A 20744-nucleotide genomic window follows, 5' to 3' on the forward strand; every position below is an offset into this window, starting at 1 on the left:
ACGAGGATAAGAAATGACTGACAGCAAACCATGGTACCTTTCGCGAACGATCTGGGCTTCGGTGGTCACCGTCGTACTGGCTATCGCAGGAATCGTCGGACTCCCCGTATCCGGTATCGACAATACGGCCCTGACGGAGACGCTGCTGCAGGCGATCACGGCGATCAGCGGGCTGGTTGCGATTTTTGGCCGGCTGGGTGCACAGAGCAAGATCGGGTAGATGTGGCAACGGTTCTGAACGCCAGGCTAACGGCTCTGACCCCCAGGCTGGAGATGTGTGAATCGTTCATTCCCCGTTCAGCGGCGATGCGCTAGAAAGCGTGTCATGATGACGTTTCGCCACATATTCCGCCTTGGGGCGGCCGGGGTGTTCGCGCTTGCGATGCTGGGCTTCGACGCTGGGCCGGGCAATGCTGCCGACTGTTATGCGATCGGACAGCAGATCGCCGCGCAGAACGGCGGCCAGCTCGCCAACGTCTCACAAACCGAGCAGGGTGGCCAGGCGGCCTGCGTGATTGTCGTGCTGATCCCCGGAAAGGATGGCGGCCGCCCGCGCCGCGAGGAGTTTGTCGTGCCTGCCAGCTAGGCAGACGCGAGCGGTATGGTCGCCCGTGTTTACCAGAGGGCATCTTCACACAGCAAGGGTTCATCAATGCGGATACTCGTCGTCGAGGATGACAAGGATCTAAACCGCCAGCTTGCCGATGCTTTGACCGATGCCGGCTACGTCGTCGACAAGGCGTTTGACGGCGAGGAAGGTCATTATCTTGGTGACACCGAACCCTATGATGCGGTGGTGCTGGACATCGGCCTGCCGCAGATGGACGGTATCAGCGTGGTCGAGCGCTGGCGTCGCGACGGCAAGAAGATGCCGGTGCTGATCCTGACGGCCCGGGACCGCTGGAGCGATAAGGTGGCCGGCATCGATGCCGGCGCCGACGACTATGTGACCAAACCGTTTCACATCGAGGAAGTGCTCGCCCGGGTGCGCGCGCTCATCCGGCGCGCGGCTGGCCATGCCTCGTCCGAACTGACCTGCGGGCCGCTGAGGCTAGACACCAAAGCCTCCAAGGCGGATGTCAATGGGACGCCGCTGAAACTCACCTCGCATGAGTTCCGGCTACTCGCCTATCTGATGCACCACATGGGCGAGGTGGTGTCGCGCACGGAACTGGTCGAACATCTCTACGATCAGGATTTCGACCGCGATTCCAACACGATCGAGGTCTTTGTTGGCAGGCTGCGCAAGAAGATGGGCATCGACATGATCGAGACGGTGCGCGGCATGGGTTATCGCATGCGCGAGCCCGAGGCCTGACCGGACGCGATGGAAGAGCGCTCGTCAGGCACGATATTCGGTCCGCGCTCGCTCGCCTTCCGCGTCATCGCGTTTTCGACCGGATGGGCGATCCTGGCGCTTATCGTCATTTCGACGGTGATTTCGACGCTCTACCGACAAGCGAGCGAACGCGGCTTCGACAGCCTGCTCTCGGCGCATCTGTTTAATTTGATCGGGTCGGTGGGCGTGTCGCCCAACGGTGTGCTGACTGGCAGCCCCAACCTTGGCGATCTGAGCTTTTCCGAACCGAATTCCGGCTGGTATTATTCCGTCGAGCCGGTTTCGGGTGATCTGAGCGGACAGGTGCGGTCGGCTTCCATGACGCAGCCGATTCCCTCGCCGCCGATATCGGAAGTTCCGTTCAATGCGCAGTTCCAGCGCAGCTATCAGATCGACGGACTGGGTGGCGAGGAACTGACGGTTGTCGAAAGCGAGTTCGTGCTCGATTCGGAAAACCGGATCGCGCGGTTCCGGGTCATGGGCAACCGGACAGAGCTGGAGAACGAAATCTCGATCTTCGAGCGGCAACTCTTCACCTATCTGGCGATCTTCGGCCTCGGCATGGTGGCGATCAATGCGCTTGCGATCCTGTTGGGCCTCAGGCCGCTGAACCGAGTGCGCAACGCACTTGCGATGGTGCGCGAGGGACAAGCGCAGCGGCTGGACGGACGGTTCCCCGCCGAGATCGAACCGCTGGCAAATGAGACCAACGCGCTTATCGAGAACAACCGGCGCATCGTGGAGCGTTCGCGCACGCAGGTGGGCAACCTGGCCCATTCGCTGAAGACCCCGCTTGCCGTGCTGACCAACGAGGGCAGGGCGCTCGGCGGCCCCAAGGGCACGCTGATCGCGGAGCAGGCCACCGCCATGCGCGACCAGCTCGACCACTACCTGCGGCGTGCCCGCATGGCGGCGCAGCGCGACAGCGTTGTCTATCGTACGCCGGTGAAGCCGCTGGTGGAGCGGCTGGTACGAGTGATCGAGAAGCTCGGACGCATGAAGATCGCGCTGGTTTTGCCGGCCGAGGAGGTCGTCTTTGCGGGAGAGCGCGAGGATCTGGAAGAGATTGTAGGCAATCTGCTCGAAAACGCCATGAAATGGGCGAACTCCCGGGTTTCCGTGACAACGGTTCTGGCTCCTGCGGGAGCCGACGGGCAGCGACGGTTCACGATCGCCATCGAAGACGATGGTCCCGGAATCCCGGAAGAAAAGGCGCGCGAGGCATTAAAGCGCGGCAAGAAGCTGGACGAGACGAAGCCTGGTACCGGGCTTGGTCTCGCCATCGTCGCCGAACTGGTCAATGAGTATGGCGGAAAGCTGAGCCTCGAGCGCTCGGAACTCGGCGGCCTGAGGGCCGTTGTTGAACTGCGGAGCGTCCAGTAAACGCGTGATATGGCCAACGGGCCAAATTTCAGCCAAATATTCTCCATAACGCCTGAGTCTCATTGTCTTTCGGCGTCGTCGGAACCGGGTGGCTTGCATGAGAATTCAGGTGACCGTTGTCGCCATCGTTTTTGCCTTGTCCGGCTGCTCGACCGTCGGCGGCGGTGGCGTGACCGGCCCCGTGGCGTCGCAGGGAGGCCCTGCGGCCCCCGAGACCATCATAAACGCCATGGGCGGCGGGCTGATCGGCGGCCCCGTGGGAGCCGGCCTCAGCGACAGCGATCGCAGGCTGGCCCTGCAGGCCGAATACCGCGCGCTTGAACATACCCCCGCCGGCAAGGCGGTGGACTGGCAGGGATCGCGCGGGAGCGGCGCGGTGACGGCCTCGCAGCCCTACCGCGTCGGTTCCCAGGATTGCCGGCAATATACGCAGGCCGTGAACGTGGGCGGGCAGGCCCGTAGCGCGCGCGCTACGGCATGCCGCAACCCGGACGGCAGCTGGACGCCGCTGACCTGAGGCAATCCCCTCTCATCTGCCTCGACCTGACGATTTGTTGAAGGCGATGGAGGGTTTTCGACAATAGGCCGCATGGGCGCGATATTGGCAGGCAACCCGGTGAGGGCTATGTGGACGCCATGTTGTTCTGGGTGATAGCTGCCTTGCTGACCTTGGGCGCCAGCCTGGCGGTGCTTCTGCCGCTTTCCGGCCGAAAGCCGGCCGGCGAGGCGACCGGTTCGCACGATATCGAGGTCTACCGCGACCAGCTTTCCGAGCTTGAGCGGGATACGGAGCGCGGCCTGATCGAGCGGGCGGAGGCGGAGGAGGCGCGGGCGGAAATCGCCCGGCGTATCCTCAAGGCCGACAAGGCGGGCAGTCCGGACGGATCAACGAAGGCGTCCGAAGGCAAGGCCATGCGAGCGTTCCGCATGGCTGCCGTGCTGGCAGTTCCGCTCGTGAGTTGGGGCATCTATGCGTCCGTAGGCTCGCCGGGCCTGCCCTCCCAGCCCTTATCGGCGCGCCTTGAAAAGAACCCAGCCGACAGCAGCGTCGACGAACTGGTCGCGCGGGCCGAAGCGCATCTAACGGCAAACCCCGACGATGGCAGGGGTTGGGATGTGCTGGCGCCGATCTATACAAGATTAGGTCGCTACCCGGAGGCCGTGACAGCCTATCGCAATGCCATCCGCCTCGACGGTGCGAGCGGTGCGAGGGAATCCGGCCTTGGCGAGGCGATCGCGGCGGCAGCCGGCGGCATGATAACCGAAGATGCGCAGGCGGCTTTCTCACGCGCGCTCGTGTTGGAGCCGGGGCAGCCGAAGGCAGGCTTCTTCCTCGCATCGGCGCTGGCGCAGGAAGGTAAAATCGAGGAGGCGATCGCCGCCTGGCAGGCGATGATGATGACCTTGCCGCCGGACTCGTCATGGCGAAACGCCGTGGCAGAGGCGATCACCGAAGGCGGCCGCCGGCTTGCCGAAAACGGGCAGGCAGCGCCCGGCCCTACGCAGCAGGAGATCGAGGCGGCCTCGGAGATGTCGGCTGAGGATCGCACGACCATGATCGAGACGATGGTGGCGAGCCTCGACGACAGGCTGAAGCAGAATCCACGCGATCTGGAAGGCTGGACCCGGCTCGTCAGGTCTTATCAGGTGCTGGGACGAACGGACTCGGCGCGCGATGCGCTGAAGCGCGGCATCGATGTCTTTGGAAAAGACAGCGCAGAGGCGCGGCAGCTTACCGAGTTCTCCGGCGGGATCGGCGTCAAGGCGACGGAATGATATCATGACGCGCAAGCAGAAACGGCTTTCGATCATCGCTGGGGGGCTAGGCTTTCTCGGTCTTGCCGCAGCGCTGACCTTCTATGCTCTAGGACAGAAGGCATCGTATTTTTATATGCCGGCAGATCTGGTGGCCGCCACGCTCGAGCCAGGGCAGCGGATCAGGCTGGGCGGGCTGGTCGAAAAGGGCAGCATTGTGCGCGATGGTGGCACCGAAGTTTCATTCTCGGTCACTGACACCGAGAATTCGGTCAAAGTCGCCTATACCGGTATCCTGCCGGATCTGTTCCGCGAGGAACAGGGTGTTATCACCGAGGGAAGTTTCGGCGCGGATGGTGTGTTCCATGCCGACAGCGTGCTTGCCAAGCATGACGAGAACTACATGCCCAAGGAAGTGGCCGATGGGCTGAAGGAGAAGGGGCTGTGGCAGCAGGAGACGCAGTGATCGCGGGCTTACGGGTGGAGCGGCCCTGATGGTCGAGGTCGGACATTTCGCGCTTGTCCTGGCGTTCGCGCTGGCGCTTGTCCAGTCGACCGTGCCGCTTGTCGGCGCCAAGACCGGTGATGAGCGCATGATGGCGGTCGCAGGCCCGGTGACCGTTGCAGGTTTCGCGATGGTCGCGCTCGCCTTCGCCGTGCTGACGATCTCCTATGCCCGCTCCGATTTCTCGGTCGCCAACGTCTGGGAAAACTCCCACTCGCTGAAGCCGATGCTCTACAAGATCACGGGAACCTGGGGCAATCACGAGGGCTCCATGCTGCTCTGGGTTCTGATCCTGACCCTGTTCGGCAGTCTGGTCGCCATCTTCGGCGCGAACCTGCCGGCCAGCCTGCGCGCCACCGTTCTTGCCGTGCAGGGGTGGATCGGGACGGCATTCCTGCTTTTCATCCTCGTTACATCGAACCCCTTCGTGCGGCTTTCGCCTGCTCCGATCGAGGGGCAGGACCTCAACCCGGTCCTGCAGGATATCGGCCTCGCAATCCATCCGCCGCTGCTGTATCTCGGCTATGTCGGCTTCTCGGTCTGCTTCTCCTTCGCAGTCGCGGCGCTGATCGACGGTCGCATCGATGCGTCGTGGGCGCGCTGGGTGCGGCCGTGGACGCTTGCTGCATGGGCGTTCCTGACCGGCGGCATCGCCATGGGCTCTTACTGGGCCTACTACGAACTGGGCTGGGGTGGCTTCTGGTTCTGGGACCCGGTCGAGAACGCATCCTTCATGCCGTGGTTGGCGGGAACAGCGCTGCTGCATTCGGCGATCGTGATGGAGAAGCGGTCGGCGCTGAAGATCTGGACGCTGCTGCTGGCGATCCTGACCTTTTCGCTTTCGCTGCTCGGCACCTTCCTCGTCCGTTCGGGCGTGCTGACTTCGGTGCATGCGTTCGCAACAGATCCGAGCCGCGGCATCTTCATCCTCTGCATCCTCATGGTTTTCATCGGTGGCTCGCTGGCGCTTTTCGCGCTGCGTTCGTCGACGCTGACCCCCGGTGGGATATTCCATCCCATCTCGCGCGAAGGCGCACTGGTTCTCAACAATCTCTTCCTCACCACGGCAACCGCCACCGTGCTTGTCGGGACACTCTACCCGCTGGCCGTCGAGGCGTTGTGGGGAGAAAAGATTTCCGTAGGCGAGCCGTTCTTCAACCTGACCTTCGGGCCGTTGATGGTTCCGCTTCTGGTGCTGGTTCCATTTGGGCCTCTGCTCGCCTGGAAACGTGGCGATGCCACCGCGGCCGCGCAGCGGCTTATGACTGCCTTCGCGGGCGCTTTCCTGGCGGTTCTGGTGACGCTGCTTTTCGTGGACAAGACTGCGGTGCTGGCGGCGCTGGGCGTGGGCCTGTCGGTCTGGCTCGTCCTGGGCGCATTGACCGATCTTGCCTTCAAGGCAGGCTTCGGCAGCGTGCCTTTCTCGACAATGCTGCGGCGGCTGAGGGGACTTCCACGGTCGATATATGGGACGGCGCTGGCGCATCTCGGCCTCGGACTGACGACGCTCGGCATTGTCGGCGTGATGGCTTTTCAGACCGAAAACATCCTGGCGATGAAGCCCGGCCAGACCGCCGAGATTTCCGGCCATGTGCTGCGCTTCGAAGGGATGCAGCCCGTGCAAGGACCAAACTATACGGAAACCAGGGCGCGCTTTGCGTTACTCGGCGCGGGTGGGCAGGTTTCCGGCGAGATCGTTTCGTCCAAGCGCTTCTATCCCGTCAGGCAGATGCCAACGACCGAAGCGGGCATCAGGACGATGGGGCTGAGCCAGCTTTACGTTTCGATCGGGGACGAGACTTCGGACGGTTCCCTCGTCGTGCGAATCTGGTGGAAGCCGTTGGTGACGCTGATCTGGGGCGGGGCGCTGGCGATGATGCTGGGTGGCGCGGTTTCGCTGTTCGACAGGCGTTTGCGGGTTGGCGCGCCGTCCAAGCGGCAGCGCCCGATGCCGAAAGGCGCGGAGACAGCGACGCCATGAACGGGTACGCCATGAAGAGGAATGGCGCGTTCGCCTGTCTGCTACTGTTCCTGATGGCCTGGACCGGACCGGCCTTTGCCGTTCTGCCGGGCGAGGCGCTGCCCGATCCAGCGCTGGAGGCGCGCGCCCGAGCCCTCTCGGCCGAATTGCGCTGCATGGTCTGCCAGAATCAGTCGATTGACCTTTCGGATGCGGAACTTGCGCATGATTTGCGCCTGATCGTGCGCGAAAGGTTGAAGGCCGGCGACACAGACGAACAGGTTCTCGACTATGTCGTGTCGCGCTATGGCGAGTTCGTGCTGCTAAAGCCGCGACTGAATGTTCGCAATGCCCTTCTGTGGGGAACGCCCGTTCTGATTCTCCTGGCTGGCGGGCTTTTCGTGGTCCTCATGGCAGGCAAACGCCGAAAAACCCGGCCCGAAACGCTGACCTCGACGGAATCCGCCGCATTGGACGAAATTCTGCGGCGTTGAGCACGGCGGCCTGCGTCCAACATTACGAAAATTTCATTCCACGGAAATGGCGCCGTAATGTCGTGGTTTCTATTTCTCTTCGTGAGGATGCGGCCAAGCGTCCCGAGAAGAGGATAGAATCACATGAATAGCTCCCCCAAGCCAATTTCCGGCAGCCGTAAGCGCCTGCTTGCTGCTGTTGCTTCCGTTGCGATCATCGGCGCGGCCGGCCTGAGCGCAATCGCCACCGGCACGCTTCCCGTTCAGGCCGAGGCAGTTCGCGTCGAAGCTCCCCAGGCGCCCGGCTTCGCCGATGTCGTCGAGCGTGTTTCGCCCGCAGTCGTCAGCGTACAGGTAAAGGCCAAGATCGAGCCGGCATCGGACAACGGTTCCGACATGATGGGCCAGTTTGGCCAGGGTTTCGACAATCTTCCCGACGATCATCCGATGAAGCGCTTCTTCAGGGAGTTCCGCGGCTGGGGTGGCGATCAGAACGGTCAGCGCTCCGAGCGTCGCCCGCGTCGTGACGAGGGCCCGCGTCCTGTTTCGCAGGGTTCCGGGTTCTTCATTTCCGAAGACGGCTACGTCGTGACCAACAACCATGTCGTCGAGGGCGGTGCGGTGTTTACGGTCGTTACGGATAGCGGAAAGGAACTCGACGCCAAGCTGGTCGGCACAGATCCGCGCACCGACCTTGCGGTCCTGAAGATCGATGCGGATGGTCAGAAGTTCACTTATGTCGACTTTGCCGACGATGCGAAAGTTCGCGTCGGCGACTGGGTCGTGGCTGTCGGCAACCCGTTCGGCCTTGGCGGAACGGTTACGGCTGGCATCGTCTCGGCTCGTGGCCGCGATATCGGCTCCGGCCCGTATGACGACTTCCTGCAGATCGACGCAGCGGTGAACCGCGGCAACTCCGGCGGTCCGGCCTTCAACCTGAATGGTGAGGTCGTCGGCATCAACACGGCGATCTTCTCGCCGTCGGGCGGCAACGTCGGCATCGCCTTTGCGATCCCGGCTTCCACCGCACGCCAGGTGACGCAGGATCTCATCCGCGACGGCATGGTGCAGCGCGGCTGGCTCGGCGTCGAAATCCAGCCGGTGACGCCTGAGATTGCCGAGTCGCTCGGCCTCAGCGGCGAAAAGGGTGCGCTGGTTTCCAACGCCCAGGACGAGAGCCCGGCCAAGAAAGCCGGTATCGTGGCGGGTGACGTGATCGTCGCAATCGACGGCACCGATGTCGCTTCTCCGAAGGAGCTTGCCCGCGTGATCGGATCTGTCGCGCCCGGCAAGTCGGTCGATGTCACGCTCTGGCGCAACGGCAAGTCGGAGAACGTGAAGGTCGACCTCGGTGAACTGCCGGCGCCTGAGAAGCAGGCTTCGCTGCAGGGCGAACAGCAGGCTCCGGCCCAGGCCGACCAGTTGGCTGATCTCGGCCTGACGATCACCCCTGCCGAGGACGGCAAGGGTGTCGTGGTGACCGACGTCGATCCAAACAGCGACGCGGCTGACCGTGGCCTCCAGGCGGGTGACGTGATTACCACAATCAACTCGAAGGAGATTGCCGGCGGCAGCGACATCGAGAAGGCCATGGAAGATGCAGCCAAGGCCGGCCGCAAGGCGGTGCTGGTGCAGGTGACCCGCGACAACTCGAGCCGCTTCGTTACCCTTCCGGTCACGGCCAAGGGCTGATTAAGGGCGGGGTGGGCGGAGGGCCGTTCCTGGAATGGCCTTCCGCCCCTCTATACAGATGGTCATGGTCAAAGGGATGCTCCGCGCATTCGGGATCGTGCCCAAGCCTTTCCAGCGTACAGGCTCACAACCCCCGAGCCCCATTGCTGGAACCGCTCCTTCCCCGTCGAGTCAGTCTTACGGGGAAGGCTCGGCGGCAGCAGGCGTCCGCCGCCTGCTGCCGGAACAGGCTTCTCCATATCCGACACCCGACATTTTAGCGTATAGAGCGCCCATGAAGATTCTCATCATCGAGGACGACCGCGAGGCTGCCGACTATCTGGAGAAGGCATTCGCGGAAGCGGGTCATACCGCCCACGTCGCGCGCGACGGAGAGGCCGGGTTCACCCTTGCCGATTCCGGCGATTACGACGTCATGGTGGTGGACCGCATGCTGCCGCGTCGCGACGGGCTGTCCGTCATCGCCGGCCTGCGTTCCCGCGGGAATACGACACCGGTTCTGATTCTCTCGGCACTTGGCGAGGTCGACGACCGCGTGACCGGCCTGCGCGCAGGCGGCGACGACTATCTGACCAAGCCTTACGCCTTCTCCGAATTGCTGGCGCGCATCGAGGTCCTGAACCGCCGAGCGACATCCAAGGAGGCGGAAACCGTCTACCGCGCTGGCGATCTCGAACTCGACCGCCTGTCCCACACGGTCAAGAGAGCGGGCCGTGAGATCACCCTACAGCCGCGCGAGTTCCGCCTGCTCGAATACCTGATGCGCCATGCCGGTCAGGTCGTGACACGCACAATGCTTCTCGAAAATGTCTGGGACTACCATTTCGACCCGCAGACCAACGTGATCGATGTCCACGTCTCGCGCCTGAGGAGCAAGATTGAGAAGGGCTTCGACAGTCCGATCCTGCACACTGTTCGCGGTGCGGGCTACATGCTCAAGGCGGCCTGATGGCGTTCCGTCTGCCGGCAATCATGCGCACCACCGCCGCGCGCTTGTCGGCGCTCTACTTCATCCTTTTCGCACTTTGCGCGGTCATCCTCGTTTTCTACATGACCTCGCTGTCGGCAAGCATGCTGACGGCGCAGACGATGGAGACGATCAATGAGGAAGTGCAGGGTCTGGACAGTGCCTATCGGCGAGGTGGCCTGCCGTTTCTGGTGCGCGTCGTCGAACAGCGTTCCCGCCAGCCTGGAGCCAACCTCTATTTGATCGCTGACTCGAACGGCCGCATCCTAACTGGCAATGTCGAAAGCCTCGAGCCCGGTGTTCTGGAGACCGAAGGTTGGACAGATCGACCTTTCATGTACCAGCGCTACGGCGAAGGGTCGACGGAACGGCGCCAGCCCAATATCAGCGAACTGGAAGCGCCGACCGCTGCGCCCACCGAAACGCGCCATGCGGCCATCGCGCTGATCTCGCGCTTGCCCAACCAGATGATCGTCCTTGTCGGGCGGGATCTCGGAGAGCCGGAGCGCTTCCAGAAAGTTGTCAGGCGCGCTCTCACGTTCGCGCTGGGGATCATGGCGCTGGGCGGCCTGTTGATCTGGTACTTCGTCGGACGCCGGGCCCTGAAGCGCATCGACAGCGTGTCGGAGGCCGGCAAGCGCATCATGGGTGGCGACCTGAGCGGCCGGCTGCCGGTAACGGGCGCGGGCGACGAGTTCGATCGTCTCTCCGAAAACCTCAACACGATGCTGACCAGGATCGCTGGGTTGAATGAGGGGCTCAAGCAGGTGTCGGATAACATTGCCCACGACCTGAAGACGCCTCTCACTCGGCTGCGCAACCGTGCTGAGGCGGCTCTTGCGGGTGACCCGGGTGAGGCCGGCTATCGCGAGGCGCTTGAGGCGACGATCGCGGAATCGGATCGACTGATAAAGACCTTTAACGCGATCCTGATGATCTCCCGGCTCGAGGCAGGCTATTCCGCCGAAGCGTTGGCGAAAGTCGACCTGGCGGCGACGGTGCATGATGTCGTGGAACTCTACGAGCCGGCTGCCGAAGAAGTTGGTGTGACGCTGGAAGCGCCCGCCGCGGGCAGCTTTGTCGTGGACGGCAACCGAGAACTGATCGGGCAGGCGTTGTCCAACATTGTCGACAACGCCATCAAATATTCGGCTTCGTCCTCCGAAAAGGCCAAGGTCGGCGTGACCATCGATGAAAAGGCCGGAGAGATCAGTATCAAGGTTGCCGACAACGGCCCCGGCATTCCGGATGAGAACGACCGTGCGCGAGCGACCGAGCGCTTCGTCAGGCTGGAACGGAGTCGCACGCAGCCAGGGTCCGGACTAGGGCTCAGCCTTGCCAAAGCCGTCATGAAGTTTCATGGAGGACGCCTCGAATTGCTGCCTGGGAATCCGGGCTTGACGGTGACGATGACTTTCCCGAAGCGGAGGAGCGAGTAGGAAAGTCGCGGCGGCACGGACGGAGGAGGTCGAACTGCTGCTCAGCCCCAAGAAGATCGACCCGCTGGATGCGGAGGCCGCTGGCGAAGAACTTGCCGAGGTCGTGTCGGCAGCGGAGGAGCAGGGACTTTTCCGTCTTGAGCGCTATCTTAAGCAGGATGGCGCGACGCAGGATTTTCTTGCCGCAGCGTTCAACCTGTCGAGCTTCCTGCACGACTGCGCACGTCGCTATCCCGATATATTGGACAGGTTGTTCGAGCAGAGCATCGAGCATCGGCTTGCCGACCTGCTGAAGGAAATCGCGGCGCGGGGTAGGGGCGAGAATACGAGCGAAACCAGCCTGATGTCTGCCCTGCGTATGCTGAAGCTGGAAGCGCAGTTCCTGATCGCGCTTGCTGATCTGTCAGGCGAAGCGGACACGGCGACGACCGTTGAACGTTCCAGCGATCTGGCCGATGCCTGCATCAATTCCACTGTCGATTTTCTGCTGCTCGATGCCCACCGGCAGGAAAAGCTGAAACTGCCAAATCCCGAAAACCCGGGAAAGGGCTCCGGCTGGATTGTGCTCGGCATGGGCAAGCTCGGCGCGCATGAGCTGAATTTCTCGTCCGACATCGACCTTATCCTGTTTTTCGATCCCCAAGCACCGTCCATTGCCGATCCGTTCGAGGCGAGCGACCTGTTCGTCCGCTTGGCGCGCCGTCTCGTCCGTATTTTGCAGGACCGCACGGCGGACGGCTATGTCTTCAGGACGGACCTGAGGTTGCGGCCCGATCCGGGCGCGACCCCGCTCGCAATTCCCGTCGAGGCCGCTCTCAACTACTACGAGGGACGCGGCCAGAACTGGGAGCGTGCCGCTATGATCAAGGCGCGCCCGGTCGCCGGAGACCTGCAAGCAGGCGAGGCGTTCCTGAAGGAATTGCAGCCCTATGTCTGGCGCAAATATCTCGACTACGCCGCTATTGCTGATGTGCATTCGATCAAGCGCCAGATCCATGCGCATCGTGGGCACGGCGAGATTGCGGTCAACGGGCACAACGTCAAGCTGGGGCGTGGCGGCATACGCGAGATCGAGTTTTTTGTTCAGACGCAGCAACTGATCGCCGGCGGAAGGTTCCCGGAATTGCGGGGCAAGGCGACGGTACCGATGCTGTCGCAGCTTTCCCACCGAGGCTGGATCACGCCGGAAGCGTGCGATGCGCTCACCCGGCAATATTGGTTCCTGCGCAAGGTCGAGAACGCCATCCAGATGGTGGCCGACGAGCAGACCCATGTGCTTCCAGACGATGACGAAGGGCTGGAACGGATCGCCCGCATGACGGGCTTTGCCGAGAGGGACAAGTTCGCCTCAGCTCTCCGCGAGTGCCTTCAGGACGTCGAAAGCCACTATGCGGCGTTGTTCGAAACCGCGCCTGAGCTGTCGGCCGGCGTCGGCAATCTGGTCTTCACGGGCGATGTGGACGATCCCGATACGCTGGAGACGCTGTCGCGGCTCGGCTTCAAGCGGCCGAGCGACATCTGCCGCGTCATCAGGACATGGCATTTCGGACGCTATCGCGCGACGCAGTCGGCCGAGGCACGCGAGCGTCTGACCGAACTGACGCCGGCGCTGCTGGAAGCGTTCGGAAAGACGAGCAAGGCGGACAAGGCGCTGATGCGCTTCGACCAGTTCCTCGCCGGCCTACCGGCCGGCATCCAGCTCTTTTCGCTGCTTCAGTCCAACCCCGGCCTTCTGCGGTTGCTGGCGACCATCATGAGCGCGGCGCCACGGCTGGCTGGTATCATAACGCGACACCCGCATGTCTTCGATGGACTGCTGGACCCGGCGATGCTGACGGAACTGCCGGATCGCGCCTATCTGTCCGGTCGCCTCGACGCCTTCATCGACTCCTCCGCTCAATATGAAGAGGTGCTCGACCGCCTGCGCATCTTCGGGGCCGAACAGAAATTCCTGATCGGCGTGCGGCTACTGGCCGGCACAATCGACGCTGCTCGTGCAGGCAAGGCGTTTTCCGATCTTGCCGGCCTTACGATTGGCGCGACGCTTGAAGCCGTCGAGAAGGAGTTCGCCGCGAGGCACGGCGCGGTCAAGGGCGGGCGCGTCGTGATCCTCGGCATGGGCAAGCTGGGCAGCCGGGAGCTGACGGCCGGTTCCGACGTCGACCTTATCCTGCTCTACGATCATGCTGACGATGCAGAAGAATCGGATGGAGACAAGCCGCTCGCACCATCCCAATACTACACGAGGATGACGCAACGCCTGATCGCCGCCGTGTCCGCCCCGACGGCCGAGGGCGTGCTCTACGAACTCGACCTGCGCCTGCGCCCTTCAGGCAACAAGGGCCCCGTGGCGACCCACCTAGACGCCTTCAGGAAATACCAGCGCAACGATGCCTGGACCTGGGAGCACATGGCGCTCACCCGCGCACGCGTCGTCGCTGGCGACGACGGGCTGGCGGCCGAAATGGAGGCCGAGGTTGCGGCAATCCTCAAGCTTCCCCGCAAACTTGCGAAGGTAGCGGCAGAGGCAAGCGAAATGCGCGCACTGATCGAAGCCGAAAAGCCCGCGCGGGATGTCTGGGACATAAAGCTCCATCCGGGCGGCCTGATCGACCTGGAATTCATTGCGCAGGTGGCGGCGCTGACCGGAAAGATCGACAGCGAGCGCAGATTGACCGGAACCGGCGCGACGCTGGCGCATCTGTCTTCAGGCTTTGCGAACCAGCAGACCCGCGAGGAGCTTTCCGCTGCCTGGACGCTCTATGTTTCGCTAACACAGATGATCCGCCTCTGCCTTACAGGACCCTTCGAGAAAGAGGAAAGCCCGCCCGGCCTGATTGAACTTCTTCTCTCGGCGACCGGCCTTCCGGACATTGATGTTCTGGAGGCCCATCTCACCGAGACGTCCGCCAGGGTCCGCGAACACTTCGTCCAGCTTCTGAAGGCGAAAAGCTGAAGCGATCAGGCCGCTGCCTTGCGGGCAGGCTCGCTGCGCTTGGTCGGGATGCGCACGGAAACGATAGTGCCGACGCCCTCGGTGGAGCGGATTTTCAGCGCGCCGCCATGGAGTTGCGCCAGTGATCGCGAGATCGCCAGCCCCAACCCGGACCCGGTGTGGTTCTTCGAGAACTGGTTCTGCACCTGCTCGAAGGGCCGACCGAGCTTTCCGAGCGCGGATTTCGGGATGCCACAGCCATTGTCCTCGATGGTCAGCATCAGCGCGCCGCCGACGTTGCGGGCACGCACGGATATACGGCCACCTTCGCCGGTGAACTTCACCGCGTTCGAGAGAAGGTTGATGGCGATCTGCTTGATCGCCCTGCGATCGGCGTAAACGCGCAGCGAATCCGCGATCTGCGTCTCGACCGTGATTTTCTTCTTCGTTGCCTGCAGCGAGATCACCTTCACCGTCTCGTGGATGAGCGGGCAGAGGTCGATCTCCTCCCGGTCGACGGAGAACTGGCCGGCCTCGATCTTCGACATGTCGAGGATATCGTTGATAACACCGAGCAGGTAGGCGCCGCTTGCCTGGATATCGCGCGCATATTCCTCGTAGCGATCCGAGCCGAGCGGGCCGAACAACTTCGTTTCCATCACCTCCGAGAACCCGATGATCGCGTTGAGCGGGGTGCGCAGCTCGTGCGACATGTTGGCGAGGAATTCTGATTTGGCGCGGTTGGCCGCTTCGGCCCGCTCCGTCTCGCGCATGTATTTTCGGTTCAGCTCGACGAGTTCGCCCGAGCGCTCCTGCTCGGAACGTCGCGCGAGGCTGAGGTCATGGATCGTCGCCATGAGGCGCCGTTCGCTGTCGACCAGCTTTTCTTGATGCTGCTTGATCTGGGTGATGTCGGAGCCGACGGACACCGTGCCACCATCGCGAGTCCGCAACTCGTTGACCTGCAGCCAGCGCCCGTCGGCAAGCTGGCGTTCGAAGCTGAGCCCGCCCTTCGGTCCGTTCGCATTTGCAAGGCGTCGCTCGGAGGCGAAGGCGAGCATTTTCGTTTCCACATCGCCACGCGTCGTCCCCGGCATGATGTCACGGTCTGAGAGGCCGTTGTCCTGCTGGTATTTCGAATTGCACATCACCAGCCGTTGCATGGAATCCCAGAGGACGAAGGATTCATTGATGCTTTCGATGGCGGTTCTGAGCCGCATGTCCGCTGCTTCGGACCTCAGTGCCAGATGCCTTTGCTCGGTGACGTCGACCGCGATGCCGATCAACTGGATTTCAGGCGCTTCCGGATCGATCACGTGGGCACGGGCGCGAACCCAGACCCAATGTCCCTCGGCATGGCGCATGCGGAAGACTTCATCGATATGGTCGATCTCGCGCGCCACGATCTTTTTCGCCAGTTCGAAAAGGTCGCCATCGTCCTTGTGGATGATCTCGGAAACGTCCCCGAACGAGAGCATCGTCTCCGATGAGCGGTAGCCGAGCATGTCGTACATGGAGCGCGACCAGTACATCTTGCCACGCACCATGTCCCAGTCCCACAAGCCGCAGCGGCCGCGCACGAGCGCCAGGTCGATGCGCTGGTGCGCTTCGATGTAGATGCGGTCGGCGGCCTGCGCGCGGGCGGCCTGGCTGAAATAGGCGTAGAGGATGACAAGAAGCACGCCCGCGGTCACAACGAAGAGCGTGACGTTCATCGAGACCGCCCTGCGCCACTCGGCGAGGACGCTGTCCTGCGGAACCATCGCGACCGCGGCGCCGGAACGGCTGTCGGTCAGATCGACGGCCGCCAGCCACACGCGGTTGCCGATCAGAACCTCCATCACGCCGGCCCGTTCGCCGAACATGAAAAGCGGCTGACCGCCGACGACGAGGCTATCGAGGCTCCGTCCCCGCCATTCCGATGCCGCCGCCGTGGTCGCCACGATCTTGAAGGAACGATCGGTCACGACCAGCACGTGGCCGCGCGCAAGCATTCCGCCGTGTGTTGTTTTCTGGATAAGGCGCTGCGATTCGGCGTCCGATGCGTTGCGGCCCGCCTCCGCAAGCATCAGCGCATTGGCCAGTTCCCCGACCGCGAGAGTTAGAACGGCCTTGGCGTCGTGCTCGACATCCTCGCGCAGTGTCATCAGCGACATGACTCGGACAGTTGCGACGACGACGAGGAAGACCAGGATGAGCAGGGGTATCGAACGCCTTAACAGCGGCTCGGCCGCGAGCAGACGACGATAGGCCGGCGCTGCGATGATGCGCGCACTGCCGCTGACATTGTCCCGCGCTTCCTTGCGCCGGGCAAAAGTCGAGCTATCGGGCGCGCCCCACGCGTCCGCTCCGGCCATGCCGATCCCCCAAACATTCCAGTTGACGATCCGGCAACACCGCACGGCCGAATCTGCCCTAAAGAATCAAAGGTGATTCGCGTTGTCCAGTGGCCGCCGGCAAAAAGATTAAAAATTATAGAAATCTTAAGCCAATGTCCGCTCGACGATGTCGCGCAAATCTGGCGAGAGCCCATCTTGCCGAGAAATCAGGAGCAAAGCCTCGCGCGCCTTCTCTCGCCGGCCCGGTTCCAGCGAACGCCAAGAGCGCAGCGCCGTAGCCAGCCGCGCGGCAAGCTGAGGGTTGCGCGGCTCGATTTCGAGCACAGCGCGGGCGAAGAACTCGTAGCCAGCGCCATCCGGGCGATTGAAGGCGGTCTGGTTGGCTGTAGCAAAAGCGCCAATCAAAGCCCGCACCCTGTTCGGGTTGTGCATCGTGAAGCCTGCATACTCGGTAAGCGCGCGCACCTTGTCCAGCGTGGCGGCTCCGGGAGCGGTAGCCTGGATCGTCAGCCACTTGTCCATAACAAGCTGGTCGGAGCGAAAGCGCCTCTCAAAAGTCTTCAGCGCGTCGATCGTCTCATGCGCGCGGGGATGTCGATGCGTGAGCACTGCAAGGGCGGCGGCGCGATCGGTCATGTTGGTCGCCTTGGCGAAATGCGCATGGGCCAAGGCGACGCCGCCGGGGAGGATGGCCAGATAGTCGAGCAGCGTGTTGCGGAGCGCACGCCGCCCGGCGCTGGCGGCGTCCGGGCTGAATCGTCCCTTGAACGCAAGCGAGCCATAGAGACTGCGCAACGCGTCTTCATTCGAACGTGCGATCGTCTCGGCCAGTACTTGTCGGCTGGCGAAGATCACGTCGGGATCGATGTTCTTGCCGATCTCGCGGGCGATGTCGGCTTCGCCGGGCAACGCCAGCGCGAGCGCCCGGAAGGCATGCTCCAGTGTTTCGTCGCCCGCTATGGCGCCGGCAAGCTCCACGAGCTTCTCGGGGAATTCCGGCGTCTTTCCTCCCAGCCCTTTACGGGAGGCCGAAATGAGCGCGTCCGTCAGAAGCGTGTTATAGGCTTGCCACCGCGAGAAGGCGTCGCTGTCGTGCCGCGCGAGGAAGAAGCGATCCTCCTTGCGCTGTTCGACCGACAGTGTGACCGGAGCCGAGAAGCCCCGATTGATCGAAAGGGCAGGGCGCTGCGCGATGTTGCCGAAGCGGACGACGTGGCGGCGCTTTTTCAGGTGGATGACGCCGTTCTCGACCGTGGCGCCGTCCGGCCCCTCATAGGCCATGTCCTTGCCGTCACGACCGACAAGGCCGAAGGCGAGCGGAATGTGCATCAACCGCTTGCGGGCCTCTGACGGCGTCGCCGGCACGGACTGCTCGATTTCGACGACGAACTCGCGTGCCGCTGCATTGTATGACGTGGACACCGTGACGTTCGGCGTTCCGGCCTGATGATACCAGAGCGCGAACTGGGAAAGGTCACGCCCTGAGACGTCCTCGAACACCTTCAGGAAATCCTCGATCGTCGCGGCCTCGCCATCATGGCGTTCGAAGTAGAGATCCATGCCGCGCCGAAAATCGTCAGCGCCGAGGATCGTGCGGATCATCCGCACGACTTCCGAGCCCTTCTCGTAGACGGTCGCCGTGTAGAAATTGTTGATCTCGCGGTACCGGCGCGGCCGCACCGGGTGCGCCAGCGGTCCCTGGTCCTCCGGAAACTGGTGCGAGCGCAGCGTGCGCACCTCGGCGATGCGCTTGACCGGCCGCGAACGCTGGTCGGCGGAAAACTCGTGGTCGCGAAAGACCGTCAGACCTTCCTTGAGGCAAAGCTGGAACCAGTCTCGGCAAGTGATTCTGTTGCCTGTCCAATTGTGGAAGTATTCATGCGCGATGATCGCCTCGATGTTTGCGAAGTCTGCGTCGGTCGCGGTGTTCTCGTCGGCAAGCACATACTTGTCGTTGAAGATGTTGAGACCCTTGTTCTCCATCGCGCCCATGTTGAAGTCCGACACGGCGACGATGTTGAAGATGTCGAGGTCGTACTCGCGGCCGTACACCTCCTCGTCCCATTTCATCGACCGCTTCAGCGCGTCCATGGCGTAGCCGGCGAGGCGTTCCTTGCCATGCTCGACATAGATGCCGAGATCGACCTTGCGTCCTGAGGCGGTGACGAACTCGTCCGCCATGAAACCAAGGTCGCCGGCGACAAGGGCGAACAGGTAGGAGGGTTTCGGGAAGGGGTCGTGCCAGATGGCGTAGTGCCAGCCGCCCTTCAGCTTGCCCGTTTCCTCCCGGTTTCCGTTCGAGAGCAGCAGGGGGGCCTCGCTCTTGAGGGCCTCCAGCCGGACGGTGTAGATGGAGAGCACGTCCGGTCTGTCGAGGAAGTAGGTGATGCGGCGAAAGCCTTCGGCCTCGCACTGCGTGCAGTAGACGCCGCTCGTCCGGTAAAGGCCCATCAGTGCCGAATTGGTGGAAGGCGAGACCAGAGTTTCCACAACCAGCCGGAACTCGCCCGCTACCGGCGGAGAGGAAATGGTGAGTTGTTCGGGAGTGGCCACGTATTCCGAAACGGCGAGCGCGACGCCATCGATTTCGATGCGTTGCAGGACAAGTCCGTCTCCATCAAGGATGAGTGGCGTCCTCGCTTGTGTGCCTTCACGCCTGACAACCGTCAGTTCCGCGGTGACGACCGTTGCTTCGGGATGCAGTCGAAATGTCAGGTCGGTTTTCGGGATCAGGTAGTCGCTCGGGCGATAGTCCTCGAGGCGGAAAACCTGGCCTGTGTCTGTACGCATGTTTCGATCTGTCCTGCGGAGCCGCGCCGACCAGACGCAAGGCTTATTCCTGTAAGAGGCAGTTCCTTACACGATGGCGACGACTCGACAAAACCGAAACAGGGGTTATTTCAGGTCGTGTTCCAGTTTAGAGCGAAGTCCGACGACATTGAGACGGCATTGGTCACATCGAACTGCCGGCGGACCGGCGCTTATACTGGCTTCTGACGAAGCGGCGGCTGGATGAGCGCGTCATCGGCTCACCACTCGAACCCGCTTCTCGGCATCGGGTTGAAGATTGCGTCGGTTTCGGTGTTCGTCGGCATGTCGGCCTTTCTCAAGGCCGCGGGGCAACTGCCGGCGGGTCAACTCGTCTTCTTCCGCTCGTTCTTCGCTATCCTGCCTGTCCTGATCTACCTCGCCTATCGCGGCGACCTCAGGATGGCGGTCTACACCAAGCGCCCGATGGGCCATGTCATGCGAGGGGTGATTGGCGTCTCGGCCATGGGGCTGTCGTTCTTTGCACTGACACGCCTGCCGTTGCCCGAAGCGGTGACCATCAACTACGCGCAGCCGCTGTTTGTGGTGATGTTCAGCGCGCTTTTCCTTGGCGAGGCGGTGCGCTTCTATCGGTGGAGCGCCGTGGTGGTCGGGCTTATCGGTGTTCTCATCGTTTCCTGGCCCAACCTTTCCATGCTCGGTAGCGGGGGCGGCATGGAAAATGGCGAATTGGCAGGCGTCATCGCAGCCTTCTGCGCCGCGGCGATGGCGGCGGTGGCGATGCTTCAGGTGCGCAGCCTGGTGCAGACGGAGAAGAGCGCTGTTATCGTCATCTGGTTTTCGCTGACAGCGAGCGTATTCGGCTTGCTCACCATGCCGTTCGGTTGGAAGGCGATCGACACATGGCAGATTGTCTTCCTGGTTTCGGCAGGCTTCTGCGGCGGCATCGCGCAAATCCTGATGACGGAAGCCTATCGCCACGCCGAGGCGTCGACCGTGGCGCCCTTCGAGTACACCTCGATCATCCTGGCGATCGCCGTAGGTTACGTCGCATTCGGTGAGCAGCCGACGGTCTATGTCATTCTTGGCGGAGCGATCGTGGTCGCCGCCGGCATCTTCATCGTCTGGCGCGAGCGGCAGTTGGGTATCGAACGGCGCCGAGCCAAGCAGACCGTTCCGCCGCAGTAA

16 protein-coding genes are annotated in these 20744 nt (G+C 62.7%); 14 read left to right on the forward strand and 2 right to left on the reverse strand.

Features of this window, described 5'->3' with window-relative positions; all coding sequences use genetic code 11:
* Nucleotides 1-13 precede the first annotated feature (13 nt).
* The 13 genes from ABMA32_RS07640 (at nt 14) to ABMA32_RS07700 (ending at nt 14469) form a co-directional block, all read left to right on the forward strand.
* Nucleotides 14-220, forward strand: coding sequence for a hypothetical protein (locus ABMA32_RS07640; RefSeq protein WP_349013100.1), 207 nt, complete (start codon nt 14-16; stop codon nt 218-220).
* Nucleotides 221-382: 162 nt separating this feature from the next.
* Entirely contained in the window at nt 383-586 is a 204-nt protein-coding gene (locus tag ABMA32_RS07645) for a hypothetical protein (protein WP_349013363.1), read from the forward strand.
* A gap of 66 nt (nt 587-652) precedes the next feature.
* Nucleotides 653-1318, forward strand: a complete 666-nt coding sequence (locus tag ABMA32_RS07650) for a response regulator transcription factor (RefSeq protein WP_349013101.1) — start codon at nt 653-655, stop codon at nt 1316-1318.
* 9 nt (nt 1319-1327) lie between these two features.
* Complete coding sequence (locus tag ABMA32_RS07655; RefSeq protein WP_349013102.1) at nt 1328-2722, forward strand: ATP-binding protein; 1395 nt, start codon at nt 1328-1330, stop codon at nt 2720-2722.
* A 97-nt stretch (nt 2723-2819) separates the two neighbouring features.
* On the forward strand, nt 2820-3239 hold the full coding sequence (locus ABMA32_RS07660) for a hypothetical protein (protein ID WP_349013103.1): 420 nt from the start codon (nt 2820-2822) through the stop codon (nt 3237-3239).
* 119 nt (nt 3240-3358) lie between these two features.
* Nucleotides 3359-4498 (forward strand): c-type cytochrome biogenesis protein CcmI, encoded by a 1140-nt coding sequence (ccmI, locus tag ABMA32_RS07665; RefSeq protein ID WP_349013364.1) that lies wholly within the window; start codon nt 3359-3361, stop codon nt 4496-4498.
* A 4-nt stretch (nt 4499-4502) separates the two neighbouring features.
* Nucleotides 4503-4943 (forward strand): cytochrome c maturation protein CcmE, encoded by a 441-nt coding sequence (gene ccmE, locus ABMA32_RS07670; RefSeq protein WP_349013104.1) that lies wholly within the window; start codon nt 4503-4505, stop codon nt 4941-4943.
* A 28-nt stretch (nt 4944-4971) separates the two neighbouring features.
* Nucleotides 4972-6963: a heme lyase CcmF/NrfE family subunit gene (locus ABMA32_RS07675; protein ID WP_349013105.1), complete on the forward strand. Its 1992-nt coding sequence runs from the start codon at nt 4972-4974 to the stop codon at nt 6961-6963.
* Between the two features lie 11 nt (nt 6964-6974).
* Nucleotides 6975-7436 carry a cytochrome c-type biogenesis protein gene (locus tag ABMA32_RS07680; RefSeq protein WP_425475501.1) on the forward strand — a complete coding sequence of 154 codons (462 nt, stop codon included), beginning with the start codon at nt 6975-6977 and terminating at the stop codon, nt 7434-7436.
* 123 nt (nt 7437-7559) lie between these two features.
* Nucleotides 7560-9107, forward strand: coding sequence for a Do family serine endopeptidase (locus tag ABMA32_RS07685; protein WP_349013107.1), 1548 nt, complete (start codon nt 7560-7562; stop codon nt 9105-9107).
* 274 nt (nt 9108-9381) lie between these two features.
* Complete coding sequence (locus ABMA32_RS07690) at nt 9382-10056, forward strand: response regulator transcription factor (RefSeq protein WP_349013108.1); 675 nt, start codon at nt 9382-9384, stop codon at nt 10054-10056.
* The gene (locus ABMA32_RS07695) at nt 10056-11513 is read left to right on the forward strand and encodes a sensor histidine kinase (protein WP_349013109.1); all 1458 of its coding nucleotides are present in this window, start codon (nt 10056-10058) and stop codon (nt 11511-11513) included. Before ABMA32_RS07690 ends, ABMA32_RS07695 begins: the two co-directional genes overlap by 1 nt.
* Before the next feature lie 34 nt (nt 11514-11547).
* Nucleotides 11548-14469 carry a bifunctional [glutamine synthetase] adenylyltransferase/[glutamine synthetase]-adenylyl-L-tyrosine phosphorylase gene (locus ABMA32_RS07700; RefSeq protein WP_349013365.1) on the forward strand — a complete coding sequence of 974 codons (2922 nt, stop codon included), beginning with the start codon at nt 11548-11550 and terminating at the stop codon, nt 14467-14469.
* Nucleotides 14470-14474: 5 nt separating this feature from the next.
* On the opposite strand, the gene ABMA32_RS07705 is transcribed toward ABMA32_RS07700, so the two are convergent.
* Together ABMA32_RS07705 and pepN are read right to left on the reverse strand one after the other, a co-directional pair.
* Nucleotides 14475-16805, reverse strand: coding sequence for a PAS domain-containing sensor histidine kinase (locus ABMA32_RS07705; protein WP_349013110.1), 2331 nt, complete (start codon nt 16803-16805; stop codon nt 14475-14477).
* Between the two features lie 126 nt (nt 16806-16931).
* Nucleotides 16932-19577 carry an aminopeptidase N gene (pepN, locus tag ABMA32_RS07710; protein WP_349013111.1) on the reverse strand — a complete coding sequence of 882 codons (2646 nt, stop codon included), beginning with the start codon at nt 19575-19577 and terminating at the stop codon, nt 16932-16934.
* A 222-nt stretch (nt 19578-19799) separates the two neighbouring features.
* Between pepN and ABMA32_RS07715 the strand changes: the two genes are divergently transcribed.
* A complete protein-coding gene (locus ABMA32_RS07715) occupies nt 19800-20744 on the forward strand; it encodes a DMT family transporter (RefSeq protein ID WP_349013112.1) in 945 nt (314 codons plus the stop codon).

The organism is Mesorhizobium quangtriensis (genome assembly GCF_040081925.1).
Lineage (GTDB): Bacteria > Pseudomonadota > Alphaproteobacteria > Rhizobiales > Rhizobiaceae > Mesorhizobium_K > Mesorhizobium_K quangtriensis.